Origin of the sequence: Zhongshania borealis (assembly GCF_039539625.1) — a bacterium.
GTDB lineage: Bacteria > Pseudomonadota > Gammaproteobacteria > Pseudomonadales > Spongiibacteraceae > Spongiibacter > Spongiibacter borealis.
In genome coordinates, this window is record NZ_BAABDM010000004.1 from 38,563 (window position 1) to 56,979 (window position 18,417).

19 protein-coding genes are annotated in these 18,417 nt (G+C 51.2%); 8 read left to right on the forward strand and 11 right to left on the reverse strand.

Annotated features, from left to right (window positions below; translation table 11 throughout):
* The first annotated feature begins 20 nt into the window (after positions 1–20).
* Entirely contained in the window at positions 21–1,430 is a 1,410-nt protein-coding gene (dnaB, locus tag ABD836_RS11530; protein ID WP_344935988.1) for a replicative DNA helicase, read from the forward strand.
* 117 nt (positions 1,431–1,547) lie between these two features.
* Here dnaB and tatC read toward each other — a convergent pair whose 3' ends face one another.
* The 10 genes from tatC to ABD836_RS11580 all read right to left on the reverse strand — a co-directional run bounded on the left by tatC (position 1,548) and on the right by ABD836_RS11580 (position 8,695).
* Positions 1,548–2,294, reverse strand: a complete 747-nt coding sequence (gene tatC, locus ABD836_RS11535; protein ID WP_344935990.1) for a twin-arginine translocase subunit TatC — start codon at positions 2,292–2,294, stop codon at positions 1,548–1,550.
* Positions 2,291–2,686 (reverse strand): Sec-independent protein translocase protein TatB, encoded by a 396-nt coding sequence (gene tatB, locus ABD836_RS11540; RefSeq protein WP_344935992.1) that lies wholly within the window; start codon positions 2,684–2,686, stop codon positions 2,291–2,293. Before tatB ends, tatC begins: the two co-directional genes overlap by 4 nt.
* A complete protein-coding gene (gene tatA, locus ABD836_RS11545; protein WP_344935994.1) occupies positions 2,687–2,920 on the reverse strand; it encodes a Sec-independent protein translocase subunit TatA in 234 nt (77 codons plus the stop codon).
* Between the two features lie 32 nt (positions 2,921–2,952).
* Entirely contained in the window at positions 2,953–3,285 is a 333-nt protein-coding gene (locus ABD836_RS11550; protein WP_344935996.1) for a phosphoribosyl-ATP diphosphatase, read from the reverse strand.
* Position 3,286: 1 nt separating this feature from the next.
* On the reverse strand, positions 3,287–3,700 hold the full coding sequence (hisI, locus tag ABD836_RS11555; protein ID WP_344935998.1) for a phosphoribosyl-AMP cyclohydrolase: 414 nt from the start codon (positions 3,698–3,700) through the stop codon (positions 3,287–3,289).
* A gap of 64 nt (positions 3,701–3,764) precedes the next feature.
* Entirely contained in the window at positions 3,765–5,405 is a 1,641-nt protein-coding gene (gene ubiB / locus ABD836_RS11560; RefSeq protein WP_344936000.1) for a ubiquinone biosynthesis regulatory protein kinase UbiB, read from the reverse strand.
* A 9-nt stretch (positions 5,406–5,414) separates the two neighbouring features.
* Complete coding sequence (locus tag ABD836_RS11565; protein ID WP_344936002.1) at positions 5,415–6,053, reverse strand: ubiquinone biosynthesis accessory factor UbiJ; 639 nt, start codon at positions 6,051–6,053, stop codon at positions 5,415–5,417.
* Complete coding sequence (gene ubiE / locus ABD836_RS11570; RefSeq protein WP_344936005.1) at positions 6,050–6,799, reverse strand: bifunctional demethylmenaquinone methyltransferase/2-methoxy-6-polyprenyl-1,4-benzoquinol methylase UbiE; 750 nt, start codon at positions 6,797–6,799, stop codon at positions 6,050–6,052. The genes ABD836_RS11565 and ubiE overlap by 4 nt, the downstream gene beginning before the upstream one ends.
* A gap of 104 nt (positions 6,800–6,903) precedes the next feature.
* Positions 6,904–7,572, reverse strand: coding sequence for a replication protein P (locus tag ABD836_RS11575; protein ID WP_344936007.1), 669 nt, complete (start codon positions 7,570–7,572; stop codon positions 6,904–6,906).
* Entirely contained in the window at positions 7,481–8,695 is a 1,215-nt protein-coding gene (locus ABD836_RS11580) for a DnaT-like ssDNA-binding domain-containing protein (protein WP_344936009.1), read from the reverse strand. Before ABD836_RS11580 ends, ABD836_RS11575 begins: the two co-directional genes overlap by 92 nt.
* Before the next feature lie 132 nt (positions 8,696–8,827).
* On the opposite strand from ABD836_RS11580, the gene radA reads away from it, so the two are divergent.
* Positions 8,828–10,195: a DNA repair protein RadA gene (gene radA / locus ABD836_RS11585; RefSeq protein WP_344936011.1), complete on the forward strand. Its 1,368-nt coding sequence runs from the start codon at positions 8,828–8,830 to the stop codon at positions 10,193–10,195.
* A 20-nt stretch (positions 10,196–10,215) separates the two neighbouring features.
* Here radA and ABD836_RS11590 read toward each other — a convergent pair whose 3' ends face one another.
* A complete protein-coding gene (locus tag ABD836_RS11590) occupies positions 10,216–12,684 on the reverse strand; it encodes a penicillin-binding protein 1A (RefSeq protein ID WP_344936013.1) in 2,469 nt (822 codons plus the stop codon).
* Between the two features lie 169 nt (positions 12,685–12,853).
* Here ABD836_RS11590 and ABD836_RS11595 point away from each other — a divergent pair, with 169 nt between their 5' ends.
* Genes ABD836_RS11595 through aroK form a run of 6 tightly spaced genes read left to right on the forward strand, consistent with a single transcriptional unit; the run spans position 12,854 to position 18,400 of the window.
* On the forward strand, positions 12,854–13,921 hold the full coding sequence (locus ABD836_RS11595) for a pilus assembly protein PilM (RefSeq protein WP_344936015.1): 1,068 nt from the start codon (positions 12,854–12,856) through the stop codon (positions 13,919–13,921).
* A complete protein-coding gene (locus tag ABD836_RS11600; protein ID WP_344936018.1) occupies positions 13,921–14,481 on the forward strand; it encodes a PilN domain-containing protein in 561 nt (186 codons plus the stop codon). The genes ABD836_RS11595 and ABD836_RS11600 overlap by 1 nt, the downstream gene beginning before the upstream one ends.
* A 12-nt stretch (positions 14,482–14,493) precedes the next feature.
* On the forward strand, positions 14,494–15,114 hold the full coding sequence (locus ABD836_RS11605) for a type IV pilus inner membrane component PilO (RefSeq protein ID WP_344936020.1): 621 nt from the start codon (positions 14,494–14,496) through the stop codon (positions 15,112–15,114).
* On the forward strand, positions 15,111–15,644 hold the full coding sequence (locus ABD836_RS11610) for a pilus assembly protein PilP (protein WP_344936022.1): 534 nt from the start codon (positions 15,111–15,113) through the stop codon (positions 15,642–15,644). Before ABD836_RS11605 ends, ABD836_RS11610 begins: the two co-directional genes overlap by 4 nt.
* 23 nt (positions 15,645–15,667) lie before the next feature.
* Positions 15,668–17,857 carry a type IV pilus secretin PilQ gene (locus ABD836_RS11615; protein ID WP_344936024.1) on the forward strand — a complete coding sequence of 730 codons (2,190 nt, stop codon included), beginning with the start codon at positions 15,668–15,670 and terminating at the stop codon, positions 17,855–17,857.
* A 6-nt stretch (positions 17,858–17,863) separates the two neighbouring features.
* On the forward strand, positions 17,864–18,400 hold the full coding sequence (aroK, locus tag ABD836_RS11620) for a shikimate kinase AroK (RefSeq protein ID WP_344936026.1): 537 nt from the start codon (positions 17,864–17,866) through the stop codon (positions 18,398–18,400).
* Positions 18,401–18,417: the final 17 nt, after the last annotated feature.

Sequence of the window (18,417 nt, forward strand, 5' to 3'; positions counted from 1 at the left end):
AAATTTCCAGTGATGGTTCTGTGTACCCCGAAGCTTATTCTGAATCTCCACCGCCCTTTGAAGAAGAGAGCGATTTTGCGCAACTGAAACTACCTCCGCATTCTGTGGAGGCTGAACAGTCTGTGCTCGGTGGTCTGATGATCGCCAACGAAAGCTGGGATTCGGTTGCCGACGTGGTAAGCGAAGGCGATTTTTTCCGGCCAGAACATCGCAAGATCTTCGCGCAGATGGCGCGTTTAATTACCCTTGAACTGCCGATAGACGTTGTGACCCTCGCTGAGGAGTTGGCCAAGGCCGGGCAGCTTGAGCAGGTGGGCGGCGCCGCGTATTTGGCTGAGATCGCCAGTAATACCCCTTCAGTCGTTAATATTCGCGCCTACGCGCAAGCTGTGCGCGAGCGAGCCACTTTTCGCTCCCTAATTAGTGCGGCAAATGCGATAGCTGACAGCAGTTTTAACCCGGAAGGGCGCAATAGCGACGAGATTCTGGATGAGGCCGAGCGGGCTATCATGCAGATTTCTGAGGAGCGGCCCAAAACGGGCGGCCTAACGCCAATCAACCCGTTATTGAAATCGGCGGTTGATAAGATTGACGAGCTGTTCAGTAACGAAGACGCGGTGACCGGTTTAACTACCGGTTTTGAAAAACTCGACGAAATGACCTCGGGCCTGCAAAACTCCGATCTCATCATCGTCGCGGCTCGACCCTCAATGGGTAAAACCACGTTTGCGATGAACCTCGTCGAAAATGCGCTGATGAATAGCGACCAGCCAATTCTCGTTTTTAGTATGGAAATGCCCGCGAACCAGCTGATGATGAGGATGTTGTCGTCGGTTGGCCGTATAGATCAGACCAGAATTCGAACCGGGCGCCTCGAAGAAGAGGATTGGCCTAAGTTGAGTTCTGCGGTCACCAAGCTCAAAGATAAGCCTCTATTTATAGACGATACGCCGGCGCTGACGCCGACTGAAGTCCGGTCGCGAGCCCGAAAGATCGTACGTGAGCACGGCAGTGTTGGCATGATCATGCTCGATTATCTTCAGTTAATGAAGGTGGCTGGCGACAATAGTGAAGGTCGTACTGCCGAGATTTCAGAAATTTCTCGATCTTTGAAGGGAATTGCCAAGGAATTTGAATGCCCCGTGGTGGCGCTATCACAGCTAAACCGCGCCTTGGAGCAACGTCCTAACAAGCGGCCTATAAACTCAGATTTACGTGAATCAGGCGCTATCGAGCAAGACGCCGACGTGATTATGTTTATATACCGCGACGAGGTTTATAACGAGGAGTCGGCCGATAAAGGCATGGCAGAAATCATCATCGGCAAGCAGCGTAACGGCCCGATTGGTACTGCGAGATTAAGCTTTGTGGGTAAGCATACCCGCTTCGAGAATTTGGCGTTTGGCTATGACCAGGCAGATGAGTACTAATTGCTCGGGCGTCTGAGGCTTAAAGGCATTCGCTGCGCTCACTAAATGCTCGCTTTTAATTTTAGCGTCTTCCGTCTCCCATCAAGTGTACAGCAAGCCCACGTCCGACACCCGGCCTCAGACGTCAGACTCCGTTTGTTTTTTCTTCACCAAGCGGCCAAACACTATCCCCACTTCAAACAAAAACCACATTGGTACCGCGAGTAAGGCCTGCGAGATAATGTCTGGTGGGGTGAGTAGCATGCCAAAAACAAAGCAGCCAATGATGACATAGGGGCGTTTAGCTGCCAGGTCGTCTGCGGTCGTTACGCCGGACGCGATGAGGAGTACCGTGGCGATTGGAATCTCGAAGGCGATGCCAAAGGCGAGGAAGAGTTTAAGCGCGGTGTCGAGGAAACGCGCAATATCGGGGGTGTAGTTAACGCCCTCGGGGGTGATGCCGCTAAAAAAGCCGAACACGAGAGGGAATACCACGTAGTAGGCGAAGGCCAGCCCGGCGTAGAACAACACAACGCTTGATGCGAGTAAGGGCGCGGCGATGCGTTTTTCGTGGCGATACATGCCCGGGGCAATAAACTGCCATATCTGGTGTAAAATAATGGGCATTGCTAAACAAAATGCCGAGACTAGCACCAATTTAAACGGGGTTAAAAAGGTGGAGGCTATTTCGGTGGCGATCATGCTAGTGCCTTCCGGCAGATAGCGGCGCAGTGGTTCGGCGACAAAGCTGTATATCGTGTTGGCAAACGGCATTAGCCCGACCGCGCAAACCAGTACCGCAAGCACTACGCGCAGTAGCCGGTCGCGTAATTCAGTGAGGTGGGCGACCAGCGGTTGGCCTTGGTCCTGCTCGGTGTCTGTCATGATGCTGGGTCTTTTTTGCTTGTTTCTTGAAGACTTGCCGTTTGTTCGTTTGATTCGGGCAATTCAGAATCGGCTATAGTGTTAGGCGTTTCTTTGGCGGCAATGCTGTTTTCGATCTTATTCAGTTCGCTGCCAGCCTTATTCATTTCGTTGTTAAATGTATTTTTGGTTTCTTTAAGCGAGGCCAAAATAGATTCGTTGTGTAGCTGTCGACGAATTTCATCGGCGCCAACTTCGCGCTCTATTTCGCTGCGAATATCACTAAAGCTTCGGCGTAGGCGACCTACCCATAGCGCGACGGTGCGCACTGTACCGGGCAGTCGCTCAGGGCCGATTACGAGTAGGCTGAGTACCCCGATTACGAGCAGTTCTGCAAAACCAATATCGAACATTTACAGTTTAGACTCGTCTTTTGTCTCAGTTTTAGTGGCGCTATTGTCTTCTTCAGCTTTGCGTTCAAGGTTTTTTGCTTCCTCGTCTTCGTCGCCCTTCATGCTGTCTTTAAAGCCTTTCAGTGCGCCACCTAAGTCGCTGCCCATGCCTTTTAGTTTTTTGGTGCCAAATAATAAAACCACGATGGCAAGTATGATAAGTAGTTGCCAAATGCTGATGCCGCCTAATCCCATGATTATTGTCCCCTGTTAGTTATAAAAATTGTTCATTTTTCACGCGCGGCTTTTTCATCTAGACCGGAAAGGCCAAAACGCCGGGCGAGTTCGTCAAGAACGGGTTGGTGACTTTCGCCAAGTTGCGAGAGCATGACCAAGCTGTGAAACCACAAGTCGGCGGTTTCGTAAATTAACTTACTATTGTCGCCACTGATTTCGGCGTCTTTAGCGGCGAGTACGGTTTCAAAGGCCTCTTCGCCGACTTTCTCTAGTATTTTATTCAAGCCCTTGTGGTGAAGACTAGCAACGTAGGAGCTGTCTGGGCTTGCGCTTTTTCGCGCAGTGAGTACTTGGTCAAGCTGCTCTAAAATCGATTCTGCCATTTTATTGGTCCACGCTTTTATACATTGTTGCGGGATCTTTTAATACCGCTTCCATACTCTGCCATTCATCGCCTTGAAGTTGGCGATAGAAACAACTTTGGCGGCCTGTATGGCAGGCAATACCGCCAATTTGTTCAACCTGCATAAGTAGGGCGTCGCCGTCGCAATCTAGGGAGATGGACTGAATTTTTTGAACATTTCCCGAACTTTCACCTTTGCGCCATAATTTGCTACGCGAGCGTGACCAGTAAATCGCGTCGCCGCTGCTGATGCTGAGCTGCAGAGATTCTTTATTCATCCATGCCATCATTAGTACGCGACCGCTGAGTGCGTCCTGCGCGATGGCGGCAACGAGGCCGTCGTCATTCCACTTTACTTGATCTAGCCAAGCGTGGGTGTTGGGTGTACTGATCATACTGTTTCCATTGGGCTTTTGAGTTTACTTGGGCTGCCCGTATTTATGTGGCCCATACTTTAACTCAGCGGCTACGTATAAAGAAATACAAAGCGACAGCAAATAAGCCAATACTCATGCTTGGCAGCGACTGTAAGCCCGTGCGAATTCCGGGGTCGCTGAGTAACGCGGCACTTAGTGCTGCGACGATCGCTATGCGTTGATTGCGACCGCGTGTTGCCTGTTGCTTAAGCATTGCTGCGAAATCTTGCTGGAGCTGACGTTCCGCCTTAATCGTTGCGGAAACCTGTTCTTTGTTTGCGCCGCCGCGCTCAAGTAGTGCTTCAGGTAAATTAGGTAGCTGTTCTAACCAGCCGGGAATGCGGTGACTTACTTTTTTCAACACGCTTTGTGGTGAGTAACGATCGCGCACCCAGCGTTCTAAAAAGGGCATGGCGGTGGACCATAAATCAAGTTGGGGATAGAGCTGCCGACCTAATCCCTCGATATTTAGGAGGGTTTTTTGTAGAAGAACGAGAGATGGCTGCACTTCCATTTCAAAGCGGCGAGCGGTCTGGAACAGTTGTAGTAATAGCAGGCCGAAGGAAATCTCTGAAAGCGGTTTCTCAAATATCGGTTCACTCACGGTACGAATGGCCGCCTCGAATTCGTGCACGCGGGTTTCTGGCGGCACCCAACCGCATTCAACATGAAGCTCCGCGACTTCGCGGTAATTGCGTTGAAATATTGCCAGCAAATTACGCGCTAAATAATACTGGTCGAAATCGCTGAGACTACCGATGATGGCGCAATCGATGGCGATATACTGCGGGGAGTTGGGGCGATTGTGGGCAATAAAGATATTGCCGGGGTGCATGTCTGCATGGAAAAAACTGTCACGAAATACTTGAGTAAAGAAAATTTCGACACCGCGTTCGGCAAGTTTTTTCATGTCGGTACCCTGCTTGCGCAGCGTATCGATGTCGGTAACTGGGATGCCGTGAATTCGCTCCATAACTAAGATATTGCGCCGCGTGTAATCCCAATAAACCTCGGGCACATAAAGTACTTCGGAATCGTTGAAATTACGACGCAACTGAGAGGTGTTTGCGCCTTCACGCTGAAGGTCTAGCTCGTCGAGTATGGTGTGGCGGTAGTCTTCAACTACTTCTTCTGGACGTAGGCGCCGCCCGTCCGGGATATACCGTGCTATGAGGACGGCGATCGTTTGGAGCAACGTTAAATCGGCTTTGATGGTGTGTTCGATACCGGGACGGACGACTTTAACAACCACATCGATATTGCCTTCGAGCGTGGCGGTATGCACTTGGGCAATCGATGCCGAGGCGAGTGGTTGGCGGTCAAATGCAGTGAATAACTGGTCAATGGGTTTGCCGAGCGCGGCCTCAATGACGGAGACGGCTTGTTCGCTACCAAAGGGCGGTACTTGGTCTTGTAGTTTGGCCAGTTCCATGGCGACATCGTCGGCCAGGAGGTCACGGCGGGTAGATAGAATTTGGCCAAATTTTATAAATATTGGCCCGAGCTTTTCCAGTCCTAAGCGTAAGCGCTCACCGCGGCTGTATTTGCCCGCGGAGAATAAACGCCACGGGCCGCAGCGTAATAAGATTCGGGCGCGCAAGGGTAGATGCTCAGTGGGGATGAGGGTGTCTAGGCGGTAAACACAAATAATCCAGCAAATTGCGAGCAGACGGCGCAGCCCCATAGTGTTTCCTTAGTTCTTATTAGTTTGCGGTGTTAGCCGCGATTGCAGGCGGCGCAATTTGGCTTCGAGACGTTCGCTGCGGGCTTTAACATCATCTATTTGTCGGTAGAGGTCGTCGGCCTGGCAAGGGTGGGGAACGAGATTGCTTTCTTCCACCAAGTACTCTTCAAACTGGCGATGTAGATTTTGTCGGGTGGAATTCAGCCAGCGTTGCCCTGCTCGCAAGCCCGTGCCAATTTGGTGTGCGGCGACATCGCCAAAGGAGTCGGCTAGCGGCTGCTCCCAGTCGATGTCGAGCTCAGTGAGAATTTTACGCAACTCTAAGAGCGGAGCAGTATCGCCGCTAATGCGAATATTGCCATTGATGAGTGCGGCCGCGGGGTCGGGGGCGGACGCCACTGCGGCGAATTCGCTCCAGCGGCCACTCAGACGTGTGCTAATGCCGTCATTTATGCTGCCCAATAAGCGGAGACGACTGCCGCTGACACCAATACCTAAGTTGAGGTCTGGCTCTTTTAGTTCCAGAGCAAAACGTTGGCCATCAAGCGCGAGTAATTTTGCGCGGGCGGCCGGGTCCAGGTGCAGGGCTTTATTAATGAGGTTCTCTAGCCCGGAAATCGCGGCACCTTGCAGTACCGGCGGAATCACGGTTTTACACCCCGGTGCACAGCAACTACGCCTGCGGTCATATTGTGGTAGCGCACATCGACAAAGCCCGCATCGCTCATCATCCCTTTTAGCGTGTCTTGATCAGGATGCATGCGGATACTTTCTGCCAGATAGCGATAACTGTCCGCGTCGTTGGTTACCATTTGGCCCATCTTGGGCAGAATATCGAAGGAGTAGCGGTCGTAAAGCTTGGCGATGACCGGGTTGACCGGTTTAGAAAACTCCAGCACCAGCAAGCGCCCACCCGGCTTGAGGACGCGGTTCATTGAGCGTAATGCGGCGTCTTTGTCAGTGACATTGCGCAGACCAAAGGCGATGGTGATGCAGTCAAAATAATTGTCAGGGAAGGGTAGGCACTCAGCATTGGCTTGCACATACTCGATATTGCCGACGATGCCTTTGTTGGTTAGTTTTTCCCGGCCAACGGTGAGCATTGAGTCATTGATATCGGCCAGTACTACTTTGCCGTTGTCGCCAACTAAACGACTGAATTTTGCGGCGAGATCGCCGGTGCCGCCAGCAATATCGAGGACTTTATTACCGGGACGCACGCCTGACAGTTCTATAGTAAAGCGCTTCCAAAGGCGATGGACGCCACCGGACATAAGGTCGTTCATGATGTCGTATTTGGCTGCAACAGAGTGAAAGACCCCAGCGACCATTTTAACTTTGTCTTTGCTGTCGACGGTCTTGTAACCGAAGTGGGTGGTATTGTCGTCTGCCATAATTTCTGCCTACTTGGTATGGTCTTGGCGGGACGGCCCGCTGCATTAGGCCGCTATTGTAGCGTTTGCGTGGGCGTCCTGCACGATTGGATTTTGGCTGTGCGCTATATGTCGAGATCGTCTCTAAGCTGCTGCATGCGCTGGCGTTGCTCATCTGGGCTCAGCGGCTTGCTAATTGTTTCTGGCAGGGCGATATGTGCGGGTAGGCTCAGGGTTTCACCATTGATTACGCGCTGACAGATCTCTTCGTAATGGCGCTTAAATATAGGGTAGGCGGTGTACTCAGTGCTGCCCGCTAGATAGAACCAATCGCAGGCTCGTCCGGCGTGGTAAACCGCCGGGTGAGACCAGTTGAACTCGGCCTTGGGCTGCGGCGCGCGACATGCTTCCAAGTATGCACTGTGGCTGTCGGGTAGGCCTAATTCGCGAAAATCGGGTTCGCAATATTTTAAAATTCCTTTAACCGTGGGCAGGAACTCAGATTCACGAATGGCGCGGTGAGTCGCGGCGGTAATGCGCTCAGGACTGATGTGACGAAGATTGCTAAACCAGATTTTTTTGGCGTAAGAGAGCTTTTCGGCGCTTGAAAATGCCTTGTTATATTGGTTGTGGTAGACCAGTTCAAACTCGGCGAACATGCGATTTAATGCGTCGATGACCGCGTCTTTATCTGGCGGTGGCTCAGAGTTCGTCTGCCCAGCTGCGGTCGGTGTGTTTGGCGATGAAGCCAGTTGCCGGTTTGCTTGCTCCAGGAGCTTGTTGCTGTCGTGCATCGCTCTGTCCCAGTTGGTGATTGTTTGCCCAGCGGTATTTTACATGCTGGAGAAATTTTGTGTTCCATGAGCGGTGTGCTTGACCGCTGTCTTGCCAAAATAAAATAAATTCGGCAATTTGTGCTTTGGCAAATTCGGGGTCGATTCGTGCCATACGCAAAATATCGAAGACCGAATCACTCGGTTGCCAGTTACTAGGAATGGGTGCAACGACGTTTTCATTGCTGACGGCGTTGGTATAACGTGCCCACTGTAGGCGAATATGCTGTATAAAGCGCGAATTCCAATTGCTATCAGCGGTGCCGCGCTCCCGCCAAAATAACGTGAATTCGGGGATGGCGTCTTCAATGAAGTTGTGGCTAATGCCGTCGCGTTCCAGAATTTCAAGCGCGTCGAGGCTGGGTTTCCAGTTGTCGTTGATTGGCAAATTGCGGGATTCTTCAATTTTTTGGTATTGCTGTTTTTTCCAGCGTCGACTGACGTATTGGCTAAAAGCGCTGCTCCAAGAGCTGCGGGTTTCGCCGGTCTCGCGGTAATGGGCTATAAACTCTGGCAGCACGGCATTGATAAATGCGGGGTCGACCTGATTGAATCGAGTCAGGTAGTCGATACTTGCTTGGTCCGGCAGCCAGTCAGCCGCAATAATATTGTTACCCGGCACTGGGTGCCGTGGGTTGGCGGTATTCGTGTGAGGGTTTACTCGGGTGCTATTGGCGACTAGTGTGCCTCTGCGCTCGGGTGTTCGGGTTATTGTCTTTTGGGGCGTGAGCTCTGCTGGTGCTTGGGCGGGGCTTGATTGCACTGTCGGTACTGTCGTTTTGGCCTGGGTAAAGGCAATGCGAATATTTTGCGCATTGCTCATTAAAGCAGCGCCGATAATAATGAGCCCTTGATCATTCAAGGTGCGTAGTACTTCTTCAATTTTGCTCATCTCCCAAAATGGGAGCTGTTTATTGAGGCGCTGTTTGTCAATGATATACCAGTGAATTCCTTGGCTTTCGCGGCTGTCGAGCAGCGGTAACCATTCTGCCAATAGTTGATACAGCAGGGCTGCCTCTAGGCCGAGTGTTGCGGCGAGGGAGGGGGATACCAGTAGTTGGCGTTCTACAAAAGCGGCCGACATGCTATTTACTCTGTGGATAGCGGGCCATTGTACGGCCTTGCATGGGCTGCTGTCAGCCCTATCGTCAACAGCAAATTTTGGATTTTGATTGTCCATTCATTATCAGTGAGAGGGAGCGATTGCTTCAGTATTATGGCAAAACAAAAAACCGCGTATGTGTGTGTTGACTGTGGTTCTGATCACAACAAATGGCAGGGTCAGTGTCAGGATTGCGGGGCCTGGAATACCTTGTCGGAATTGCGTTTAGGGCCTGCCGGCAGTGCCAAGCCGGCGCCGGTGCGCCAAGGTTATGCGGGCGAGGTTGGCGGTGAGGTACAAATGCTGGCCAACGTTAGTATAGAAGCGCTACCGAGGCGCTCTACCGGCTTTGATGAGTTTGACCGTGTGTTAGGCGGCGGTTTGGTTGCGGGTTCGGCGGTATTGATCGGTGGGCACCCTGGTGCGGGTAAGAGCACCTTGCTTCTGCAAGTTTTGTGTCGCTTGGCGAATGATTGCGAGTGTCTTTATGTGACTGGCGAAGAGTCGCTGCCGCAGATTGCCATGCGGGCCCAGCGTCTAAATTTACGTGCGGATACCTTAAAACTTTGCTCAGAAACCAGCTTGGAGTTGATTTTGGCTCAAGCGATGGCAAATAAGCCCGCGGTGTTGGTGGTGGACTCGATTCAGGTTTTGCACAGCGAACAAGTTAGTTCGGCGCCGGGCAGCGTGTCGCAAGTGCGGGAATGCGCCGCGGCGCTCACGCGATTCGCCAAGCAAACTGGCACGGTATTGCTTATGGTCGGACACGTTACTAAAGATGGCGGTCTCGCCGGTCCTAAGGTGTTAGAGCATATTATTGATTGCTCGATCATGCTTGAGGGCAGCAGTGATAGCCGTTATCGCACGCTACGCGGCAGTAAAAATCGTTTTGGCGCAGTGAATGAGCTGGGCGTGTTCGCCATGACGGAATTGGGGCTTAAGGAAGTTAAGAACCCGTCCGCTATCTTTCTGAATCGCGGCGACGTGGTGTCTTCGGGCAGTACGGTGATGGTGGTTTGGGAGGGTACGCGGCCGTTATTGGTTGAAATTCAAGCGCTGGTCGATAGTTCAGGCTTTGGCAATCCTCGGCGAGTTGCTGTGGGTTTGGAGCAAAATCGCTTGGCAATGCTACTGGCGGTATTGCATCGCCACGGCGGTTTACAGGTTGGTGATCAAGACGTGTTCGTCAATGTGGTGGGCGGGGTTAAAGTTTTGGAGACTGGCTCTGACTTGGCTTTGTTGTTTGCCATTGTATCGAGCTTTCGGGACAGACCGTTGCCTGAGGATATGGTGGTGTTTGGTGAGGTGGGTTTATCTGGTGAGATTCGCCCCGTGCCCAGCGGTCAGGAGCGGTTGCAAGAGGCCCGTAAACACGGCTTTCGCCGCGCAATTGTGCCCCACGGCAACGCCCCAAGAGGGACGCTGGCGGGGATGGAAGTGGTGGGTGTAAAAACGCTTGCTGAAGCGCTGGAGGCTATTTAAGCCTCCAGATTTATTTGGACTTAGAATATTTCTATCGGGTCGTCGCCGCTATTGCCGCCATAGGGGCTTTGCGATTGGTTATAGCCTTCACTGGGCGCATTGTCGCTGCGGAAGAATTCAAATATGGCATTGCTTTGCCCAGGCTGGGCGAGATTGCCGGTGTCCGGGTCGATCCGTACTGAAATAACACTGTCAGGTTGTTTTAGGTGGCGCTCTGGTTTGTTTTTAAGTGCTTCCTTCATGTAGTCAATCCAGATCGGTAGTGCGACTGAGCCGCCATATTCCCGACGACCAAGGTTGTGATTTTGGTCAAAGCCGACCCATGTTGATGTCACAATACCGCCACTGTAGCCGGAGAACCAAGCGTCGGTGGGGCCGTTAGTGGTTCCGGTTTTGCCTGCCGCGTCACTGCGTTCGAGCACGAGTGCTTTTCTACCGGTGCCGCGGGTAATAACGTCTTGTAAGATACTGTCGATCAGGAAGGCAACTTCTTCATTGAGTACACGCTTGGCATATTTGACTTGGGCAGTCTCAATATTTTCATTCAGCATGTCGTCTAGGGTGTCGGCTTCGATGGTGTGGCGAGGGTCGAGCATGTCGCCGTCCTCATCGGTGCGACAGTCGCGACAGACGGTTTCTGGCTCGGCTCGGTATAAGGTGTTGCCGTCACGATCAATGATGCGCTCAATAATATAGGGTTTGACTTTATAGCCACCGTTGGCGAACACCGCGTAACCACTGACGATATCAAGTGGTGTTAATGAATGGCTGCCCAATGCGAGAGAAAGGTCGTGGGGCAGCTTGTTGGGGTCAAAGCCAAATCGAGCGACATAGTCAATCGCTTTACCTATGCCAAGATCTCTAAGTACCCGTATTGATACTAAATTGCGGGACATGTAGAGGGCTTTGCGTAAACGCATGGGGCCGTTGAACGTGCCGTTGTCGTTGCTGGGGCGCCAAGTATTGCCTAGGCCGGCATCCTCAAACACGATAGGGGCGTCGTTTATGATGGTGGCGGGGGTGAATCCATTGTCTAGCGCAGCGGTGTAGATAAAGGGCTTAAAGTTCGACCCTGGCTGCCGCGTTGCTTGGGTGACCCGGTTGAATGCACTCTTTTGGTAATTGTAGCCACCGACAAGGCTAATTATTGCGCCGTTATCCGCGTTCAAGGAAACCAGTGCGCCCTGAATCTTTGGTAGCTGCGAGAGTTCCCAGTGGCGAGGTTCTTTTGCGCTCATGCGTACGCGTATTACATCCCCTTCTGCCAATAAGTCGCTCGCGGTTTCGGCAGCGTAGCTGACTCTGTCTTCGCTAATATAACGAATAGTGCCTTCTAGGCCGTGTTGCCACTCCAGCGTTGTTTGGTCGCCAGTAGCCAGCAGCAGGGTCGCGCTCTTTTCAGCAACACTTAAGACTAGCGCCGGGTGCCATGGGCCAATGCTGCCAATCTCTTCTAATTTTTGACTTAGGCGCAGACGCTGCTCTTCATCTGTGCCTTTGCTCAAGCTCCAGTGACGCTCAGCGCCGCGGTAGCCATGGCGTGTATCGTATTCTATGACGCCATCGAGGAGGGCGTGATTCGCGGTCTCTTGGAGTCCGCTGTCGACGGTGGTGATTACGGTGAACCCATCTTCGTAAGCGGTCCGGCCGTAGCGGTCGAGCATGTGCAGGCGAACCATCTCGGATACGTAGGGGGCGTCGATATCAAGCTGGGTGCCGTAGGCTTTGGCGCTGATGGGTTCGATAATGGCCGCTTGGTAGTCGCTTTGCGTGATATAGCCCAGGCTGAGCATTCGGCCTAAAATCCAGTTGCGCCGCACTTTGGCGCGACTGGGATTGGCAACGGGGTTGTAGGCAGAGGGCGCCTTAGGTAGGCCAGCAATCATCGCCATTTGCGCTAGGTTAAGTTCTTTTATCGATTTCCCGTAATAGACTTGACCGGCGGCTTCGATACCGTAGGCGTGGTTGCCGAGGAATATTTTGTTTAAGTAAAGCTCAAGAATATCGCCTTTGCTTAGTACTCGCTCAATTTCAATGGCCAGAAAGATCTCGGTAAATTTTCGAGTAAAAGTGCGTTCCTGGCTGAGGAAATAGTTTTTTGCAACCTGCATGGTGATTGTCGAGCCGCCAGACTGAATGCTGCCGCTGGTGATTAGCTGTGAGGCTGCGCGTAGCAAACTCGTGACATCGACGCCATGGTGGACATAAAAACGATCGTCCTCTGCAGCGAGAAAGGCCTTGATGAAAAGCTCAGGTACTTCTTGGAAACTGATGGGGGAGCGGCGTTTCTCGCCGAATTCCCCTAATAATTTGCCGTCGGCACTGTATATCCGCAACGGGGTTTGTAGCTGAATGTCTCGTAACGCCTCGACTGATGGCAATTTGGGGCTAATATAAAGGAAGGCCGCGGCGAAAATCATCACAGCGCCGCAGCTGGCAAGAATGCCTAGGCCGATGAAAAGACGGAGAATACGGGTCTTGCTAGGCATATTTTTCCTGAAAATTGATATGTTGGTAAAAATCGAAGACTAGGATAACTAAAACTGTGACATTATCGGCGTCTTTTTTTCATAACTATTTGCGCATTGGTATACACTGGTATTTAATCTTGTATATAAAAGTGCGTCCTAAGTCCACGATGTAAATAGGAAAACTACAGTGCTAGATGGCTTGTTTGGCGGTCAGGGTTCCCGGAGTCTGCTCGGTATCGACATCAGTTCCAGTGCGGTTAAGTTACTGGAGTTGAGCCGCAGTGGCGAGAAATATCGCGTTGAAAGCTACGCTGTTATGTCTCTGCCTTCGCAGGCTGTGGTCGAAAAAAATATTGCTGATGTTGAGCAGGTTGGCGAGATTGTGCGCGCAGTGCATGCGCGATCTCGTTCCAAACTGAAGCGGGCTGCGGTCGCAGTGCCTGGCTCAGCAATTATTACTAAAGTTCTGCATATGCCTGCAGGGCTTCATGAAAATGCCATGGAAACTCAGATTTCCCTAGAGGCTGACCAGTATATTCCTTACCCGCTTGATGAGGTTTCTCTGGATTTTGAAGTTTTAGGCGAGTCTGAAGACAATCCCGAGTCGGTCGACGTTATGTTAGTGGCTTGCCGTCGCGACAACGTGGACACGCGGGTTGAATCGCTCGAAATTGCTGGCATCACACCTAAGGTGGTTGATGTTGAAGCTTACGCTGTTGAGCGAAGTTTTGAGCTAATTGCTACGCAATTGGGCTGCGACGAAAATACAGTTGTCGCTATTGTTGATGTTGGCGCCAGTATGACGTCGCTCAGTGTGGTAGTTGATGGCGAAACGGTGTACACCCGTGACCAGTTGTTTGGCGGCCGTCAGCTGACAGAAGAGATTCAGCGTCGCTACGGTTTAACCGTGGAAGAAGCGGGCTTGGCCAAAAAACAGGGCGGACTATCCGATGACTATGACAGCGAAGTCTTGGCTCCGTTCCGAGAGGCTGTGATTCAACAGGTATCGCGCTCATTGCAATTCTTTTACTCGGCCAGCCAATACAATGGTGTCGATATTATCGTGCTTGCCGGTGGTGTTGCTGCCATGCAGGGCCTCGTTGAATTAGTACAGGAGCGTGTTGGTATCAATACGGTTGTTGCTAATCCTTTTGCGGCTATGTCGGTCGCCTCTGGCGTTGATGCCACCAAATTGACCAGTGATGCCCCCGCCATGCTGATAGCCTGTGGTTTGGCACTGAGGAGTTTTGATTAATGGCAACGATTAACTTATTGCCGTGGCGAGAAGAGCGCCGTGAGCTAATCAAACAGCAATTTCTCGTGATTTTAGGTGGGGTTGCGGTCATTGGCGCCCTGCTGATTTTGCTGGCAATGTCGATAGTGAATGGTGCTATTAGTAGCCAAGAGGCCCGCAATAATTATATGAAGGGCCAGATAACTAAAATAAACAAAGAAGTGAAGGAAATTAGCAACTTAGAAAAGCGTCGTCAGCAGTTGCTAGATAGAATGACCATAATCCAAGACTTGCAGGGTACGCGGCCTTTAATTGTTCGGGTATTTGACGAAATGGTGCGGACACTGCCGGATGGCTTGTTTTATACCTCGGTGGTTCGGCGCGGCAAGGTTATCAATGTGGAAGGTATTGCCGAGTCGAATAATCGGGTGTCGAGTTTGATGCGTAAGCTCGACGGCTCGCCTTGGTTTGCCGATCCAAATTTAACGGCAGTGAGTGCGGCCTCGGCCTACGGCGAGCAGGCTAGTAGTTTTAAATTGTCTTTCCAAATCAGTGCGCCAGCACCTGATGACGAGAAGTAGGGAGCGATCGCTGTGGCGGAGTGGCAGGAATTAGTAGAAGAGCTAAAGAGCTTTGATATTGGCGAGCTGAATGTCGAGAATATCGGCGCTTGGCCCTTATTGGTGCGTGTTGCAGTATGGGTTGCCGTTTTTGTGCTGTGCTTGGCAGGCGGATATTTTTATGTGATAGCCGATTTGCGTGTTGAATTAGCAGGAGTTGAGGCTAAGGAAGTTCAATTAAAACAAGAGTTTGAAAAGAAGGCATTTAAAGCCGCAAAGCTCATACCCTTGAAGAAGCAAATGGCCGAAATGGAAGAATCATTCGGGATTTTGTTAAGCCAATTGCCAGTTGATACGGAGGTTCCTGGTCTCCTAGAGGATATGACCGAGAAGGCAGTGTCCAACGGTTTGGAAATTAGCAGCATCCAATTGCAACGTGAGCGGATTCAAGAGTTTTATGTTGAGCTGCCTATCGCGATTAAAGTCAGTGGCAGTTACCATGATTTGGCTGCTTTTGTCAGCGGAATTGCCGGACTGCCACGGATTGTGACCTTGCATGATTACAATATTAGTTCGAATAAAAACCAAAGCCAGCAATCTATGTCGATTACCGCTAAAACCTATCGTTACAAAGATACGGAGGCGGGTTCATGATTAAACAGGGTTTTGTTCTAGTTGGCGTGAGCTGTGTATTTTTGCTAACTGCTTGCGGGGGTGGAGACCAATTTGCAGATCTTGATGCCTTTGTAGCCGAGAAGCGTGCAGCGCCCTCCGGTCAAATTCCACCAATTCCGGCCTTGAAAGCGTATCGAGCATTTAGCTATTCGGCTTCAGGTTTGCGTGGGCCGTTTAATCGGCCAGTGGATGTTAAAGAGATCGCGCGTCTAGAAGCGGCAAGCAGTGTTAAGCCAGATACCAAGCGTGAAAAAGAATACCTCGAGCAATACTCACTTGATTCGTTGACAGTGGTGGGTACGGTGCGGCTAAGTGGTAAATTATGGGCATTGGTGAAAGACTCTGACGGCGGAGTGCATCGCGTTCGTGAGAAGAATTACCTAGGCCGGAATTATGGCAAAATTATAGAGGTTGCGGAGAATTACCTGACGGTTATCGAGATTGTATCGACCGGCGGGGATGGCTGGGTTGAACGGCCGCGCTCCCTTGAACTTAAAGTCCGTAACTAAGAATTCGATTGGCGGAGAAGTAGATGAATACCCGAAAACAAATGCAAAGCGCGGTGCAAGGCAAGCGCTCTGGTGGCGCGACCACGAACATGGGGCGACAGTTCCTCGGCGGCGTGTGTTTGTTGTTGGCGTCGATTGCCGCCGCAGCATCCAATCTAACTGATGTGCAATTTAATTCGCTTCAGGGTGGCAGCTTTGAAGCGCGGCTAACCTTTGATGGTCCTGCCCCCGAAGTAAAGGGCTACACCATTGAAAAGCCGGCAAGGATCGCATTGGACTTGGTGGCCACGGGTAATAACTTATCTCAGAAAAAATTTCCCCTTTCCTACGATAACGCCAGTAGTGCGGTGGTATTGGAAGGGCGTGACCGAACTCGGGTTGTATTGAATCTCGTAAAGCTCGCGTCATACCAGACCCGTGTTGATGGCAATATGCTGATCGTTGAGGTCGGTAGTGGCGGCGGTCAGGCCTACCTTAAAGAAAAATACAACAGCCCGTTGGTCGCCACTACGAAAACCATGGCGCCCGCACAAAATAATATAACAGACCTCGATTTTCGTCGCGGCGATAAAGGCGAAGGTCGTTTAGTAGTGCAACTCGCCGATGCCAAGGCTGATATTAATGTCTACGTAGAAGGCTCTAAGATCAAAGTCGATTTTGGCGGGGTTGGTCTGCCTGCTAGTTTGCAGCGTCGCTTTGATGTCGTCGATTTTGCCACACCGGTTAAATCCGTTGAGGCGCGTATGGGCGAAAAAGGCGCGAAGCTGGCGATTGAGGCGCAGGGTGAATATGACTACCTCGCGTATCAAACCGACACTGAATATGTGGTGAGTGTTAAGCCCTTAACTAAAAAAGAGGTGGCAGATCGCCGTCGCGAGTTCGCCTACGTTGGCGAAAAATTATCGCTGAACTTCCAAGATATTGAAGTGCGCTCAGTTCTCCAGCTTATCGCTGATTTTACCGAATTAAACCTGGTAGCCAGTGATACCGTTAAAGGCAATATTACCTTGCGCTTGCAGAATGTGCCTTGGGATCAGGCACTTGAGTTGGTGTTAAAAACCAAGGGCTTAGATAAGCGTCAAGTCGGTAATGTATTAATGGTTGCGCCTGCTGCTGAAATTTCTGAGCGTGAGCGCCAAGAAATTGAAGCGCAGAAACAAGTAGAAGAGCTTGCGCCCTTGCAGAGTGAATTCATTAGGGTGCGTTATGCAGATGCAGCGGAATTATTCAAGCTGTTCGACCGCAATGAGAATGATAACAATGGTAATGACAATGGGCCGTCGACCGGCAGCATATTGTCGCCGCGTGGCTCGGTTATCGTTGACGAGCGCACAAACTCCCTACTGATTACTGAAACAGCCGAGCGCTTAGATGAATTTCGTCGCTTGATCGCGCTAATTGATGTGCCTGTGCGTCAAGTGCAAATTGAGGCGCGTATTGTTCGGGCAAGTTCTGACTTTGACCGCTCCCTCGGTGTTAAGTGGGGCGGTGCGTATGTTAAGCAGGATGGCGATAAGGTGTATTCAGCCAACGGCGATATCGCTAGCGACCAGTCTACTCAGACGAATTATTTGAGCGCCCTAGCTGCCGGGTCGTCGACTTATACCGCAGTGCCCGGCTTGGTTACCGACCTTGGTGTTTCTGGGGCGGCAGGTTCGTTTGCATTGGGGTTCATTAGCCCTGATGTATTGTTGAACTTGGAGTTGTCGGCGCTAGAGTCAAAGGGCCGTGGTGAAATTGTATCGCAGCCACGAGTGGTGACGGGTGATAAAGAGCCCGCTGTTATTAAGTCAGGTACTGAAATTCCCTACCCGCAATCTTCTGCGAACGGTGAAACTACGATTGCCTTTAAAGAGGCGGTATTGAAGCTGGATGTAACGCCAATTATCACGCCAGACGATCGCATTATAATGGATCTCACTATCAATCAGGACACTATTGGTTCCTTGGTTATTTCGACTGGCTTGGGCGGGCAAGTGCCCACTATCGATACCACCGAATTGAAAACCCGCGTGTTGGTTAGCAATGGCGAAACTGTGGTGCTCGGCGGCGTTTACGATCAAATTGATGTGCAGTCAGAGACCAAAGTGCCATTGCTAGGAGATATCCCATTCTTTGGCCACTTGTTTAAAACAACCACCGTGACCCGTGAAAAGCAGGAGACCTTGATCTTTATTACGCCGCGGATTCTTGCCGACAGTTTGGTAGATTAATTGCTAATGATGAAGTCTGGTGCGGTATTTTTGATTGGGCCAATGGGGGCGGGTAAAAGCACTATTGGTCGGTTGTTGGCAGAAACCTTGCGCTACGGGTTTTGCGATGTTGATCGTGAAATTGAAGAGCGCAGTGGTGTCGATATTCCCTGGATCTTTGATATGGAGGGTGAAGAAGGGTTTCGTGACCGGGAGGAAAGTATGCTTGCCGAGCTAAGTGATGATTCCTTGGTGGTAATATCGACAGGCGGTGGTGCGGTGCTGCGTAGTGTTAGTCGTAAATTAATGGTCGCTCGAGGGACGGTTATTTACCTTAAAACCTCCGTTGAAGAGCAAATTCGACGTACTGCGCGAGACCGCAAGCGACCGCTATTGCAGAATGGCGATCCGGGAACGACGCTGCGCAATTTAATGGCGCAGCGCGAACCGCTTTATGAAGAGATAGCCGATTACACTGTATTAACCGATAATCGCACCCCTAAGTCAGTTGTTCAGGAATTGTGCGAACAGCTTGGCGCCAGCGACCTCAGCGCGCAATATTGATATACTAGGGGCCTTTT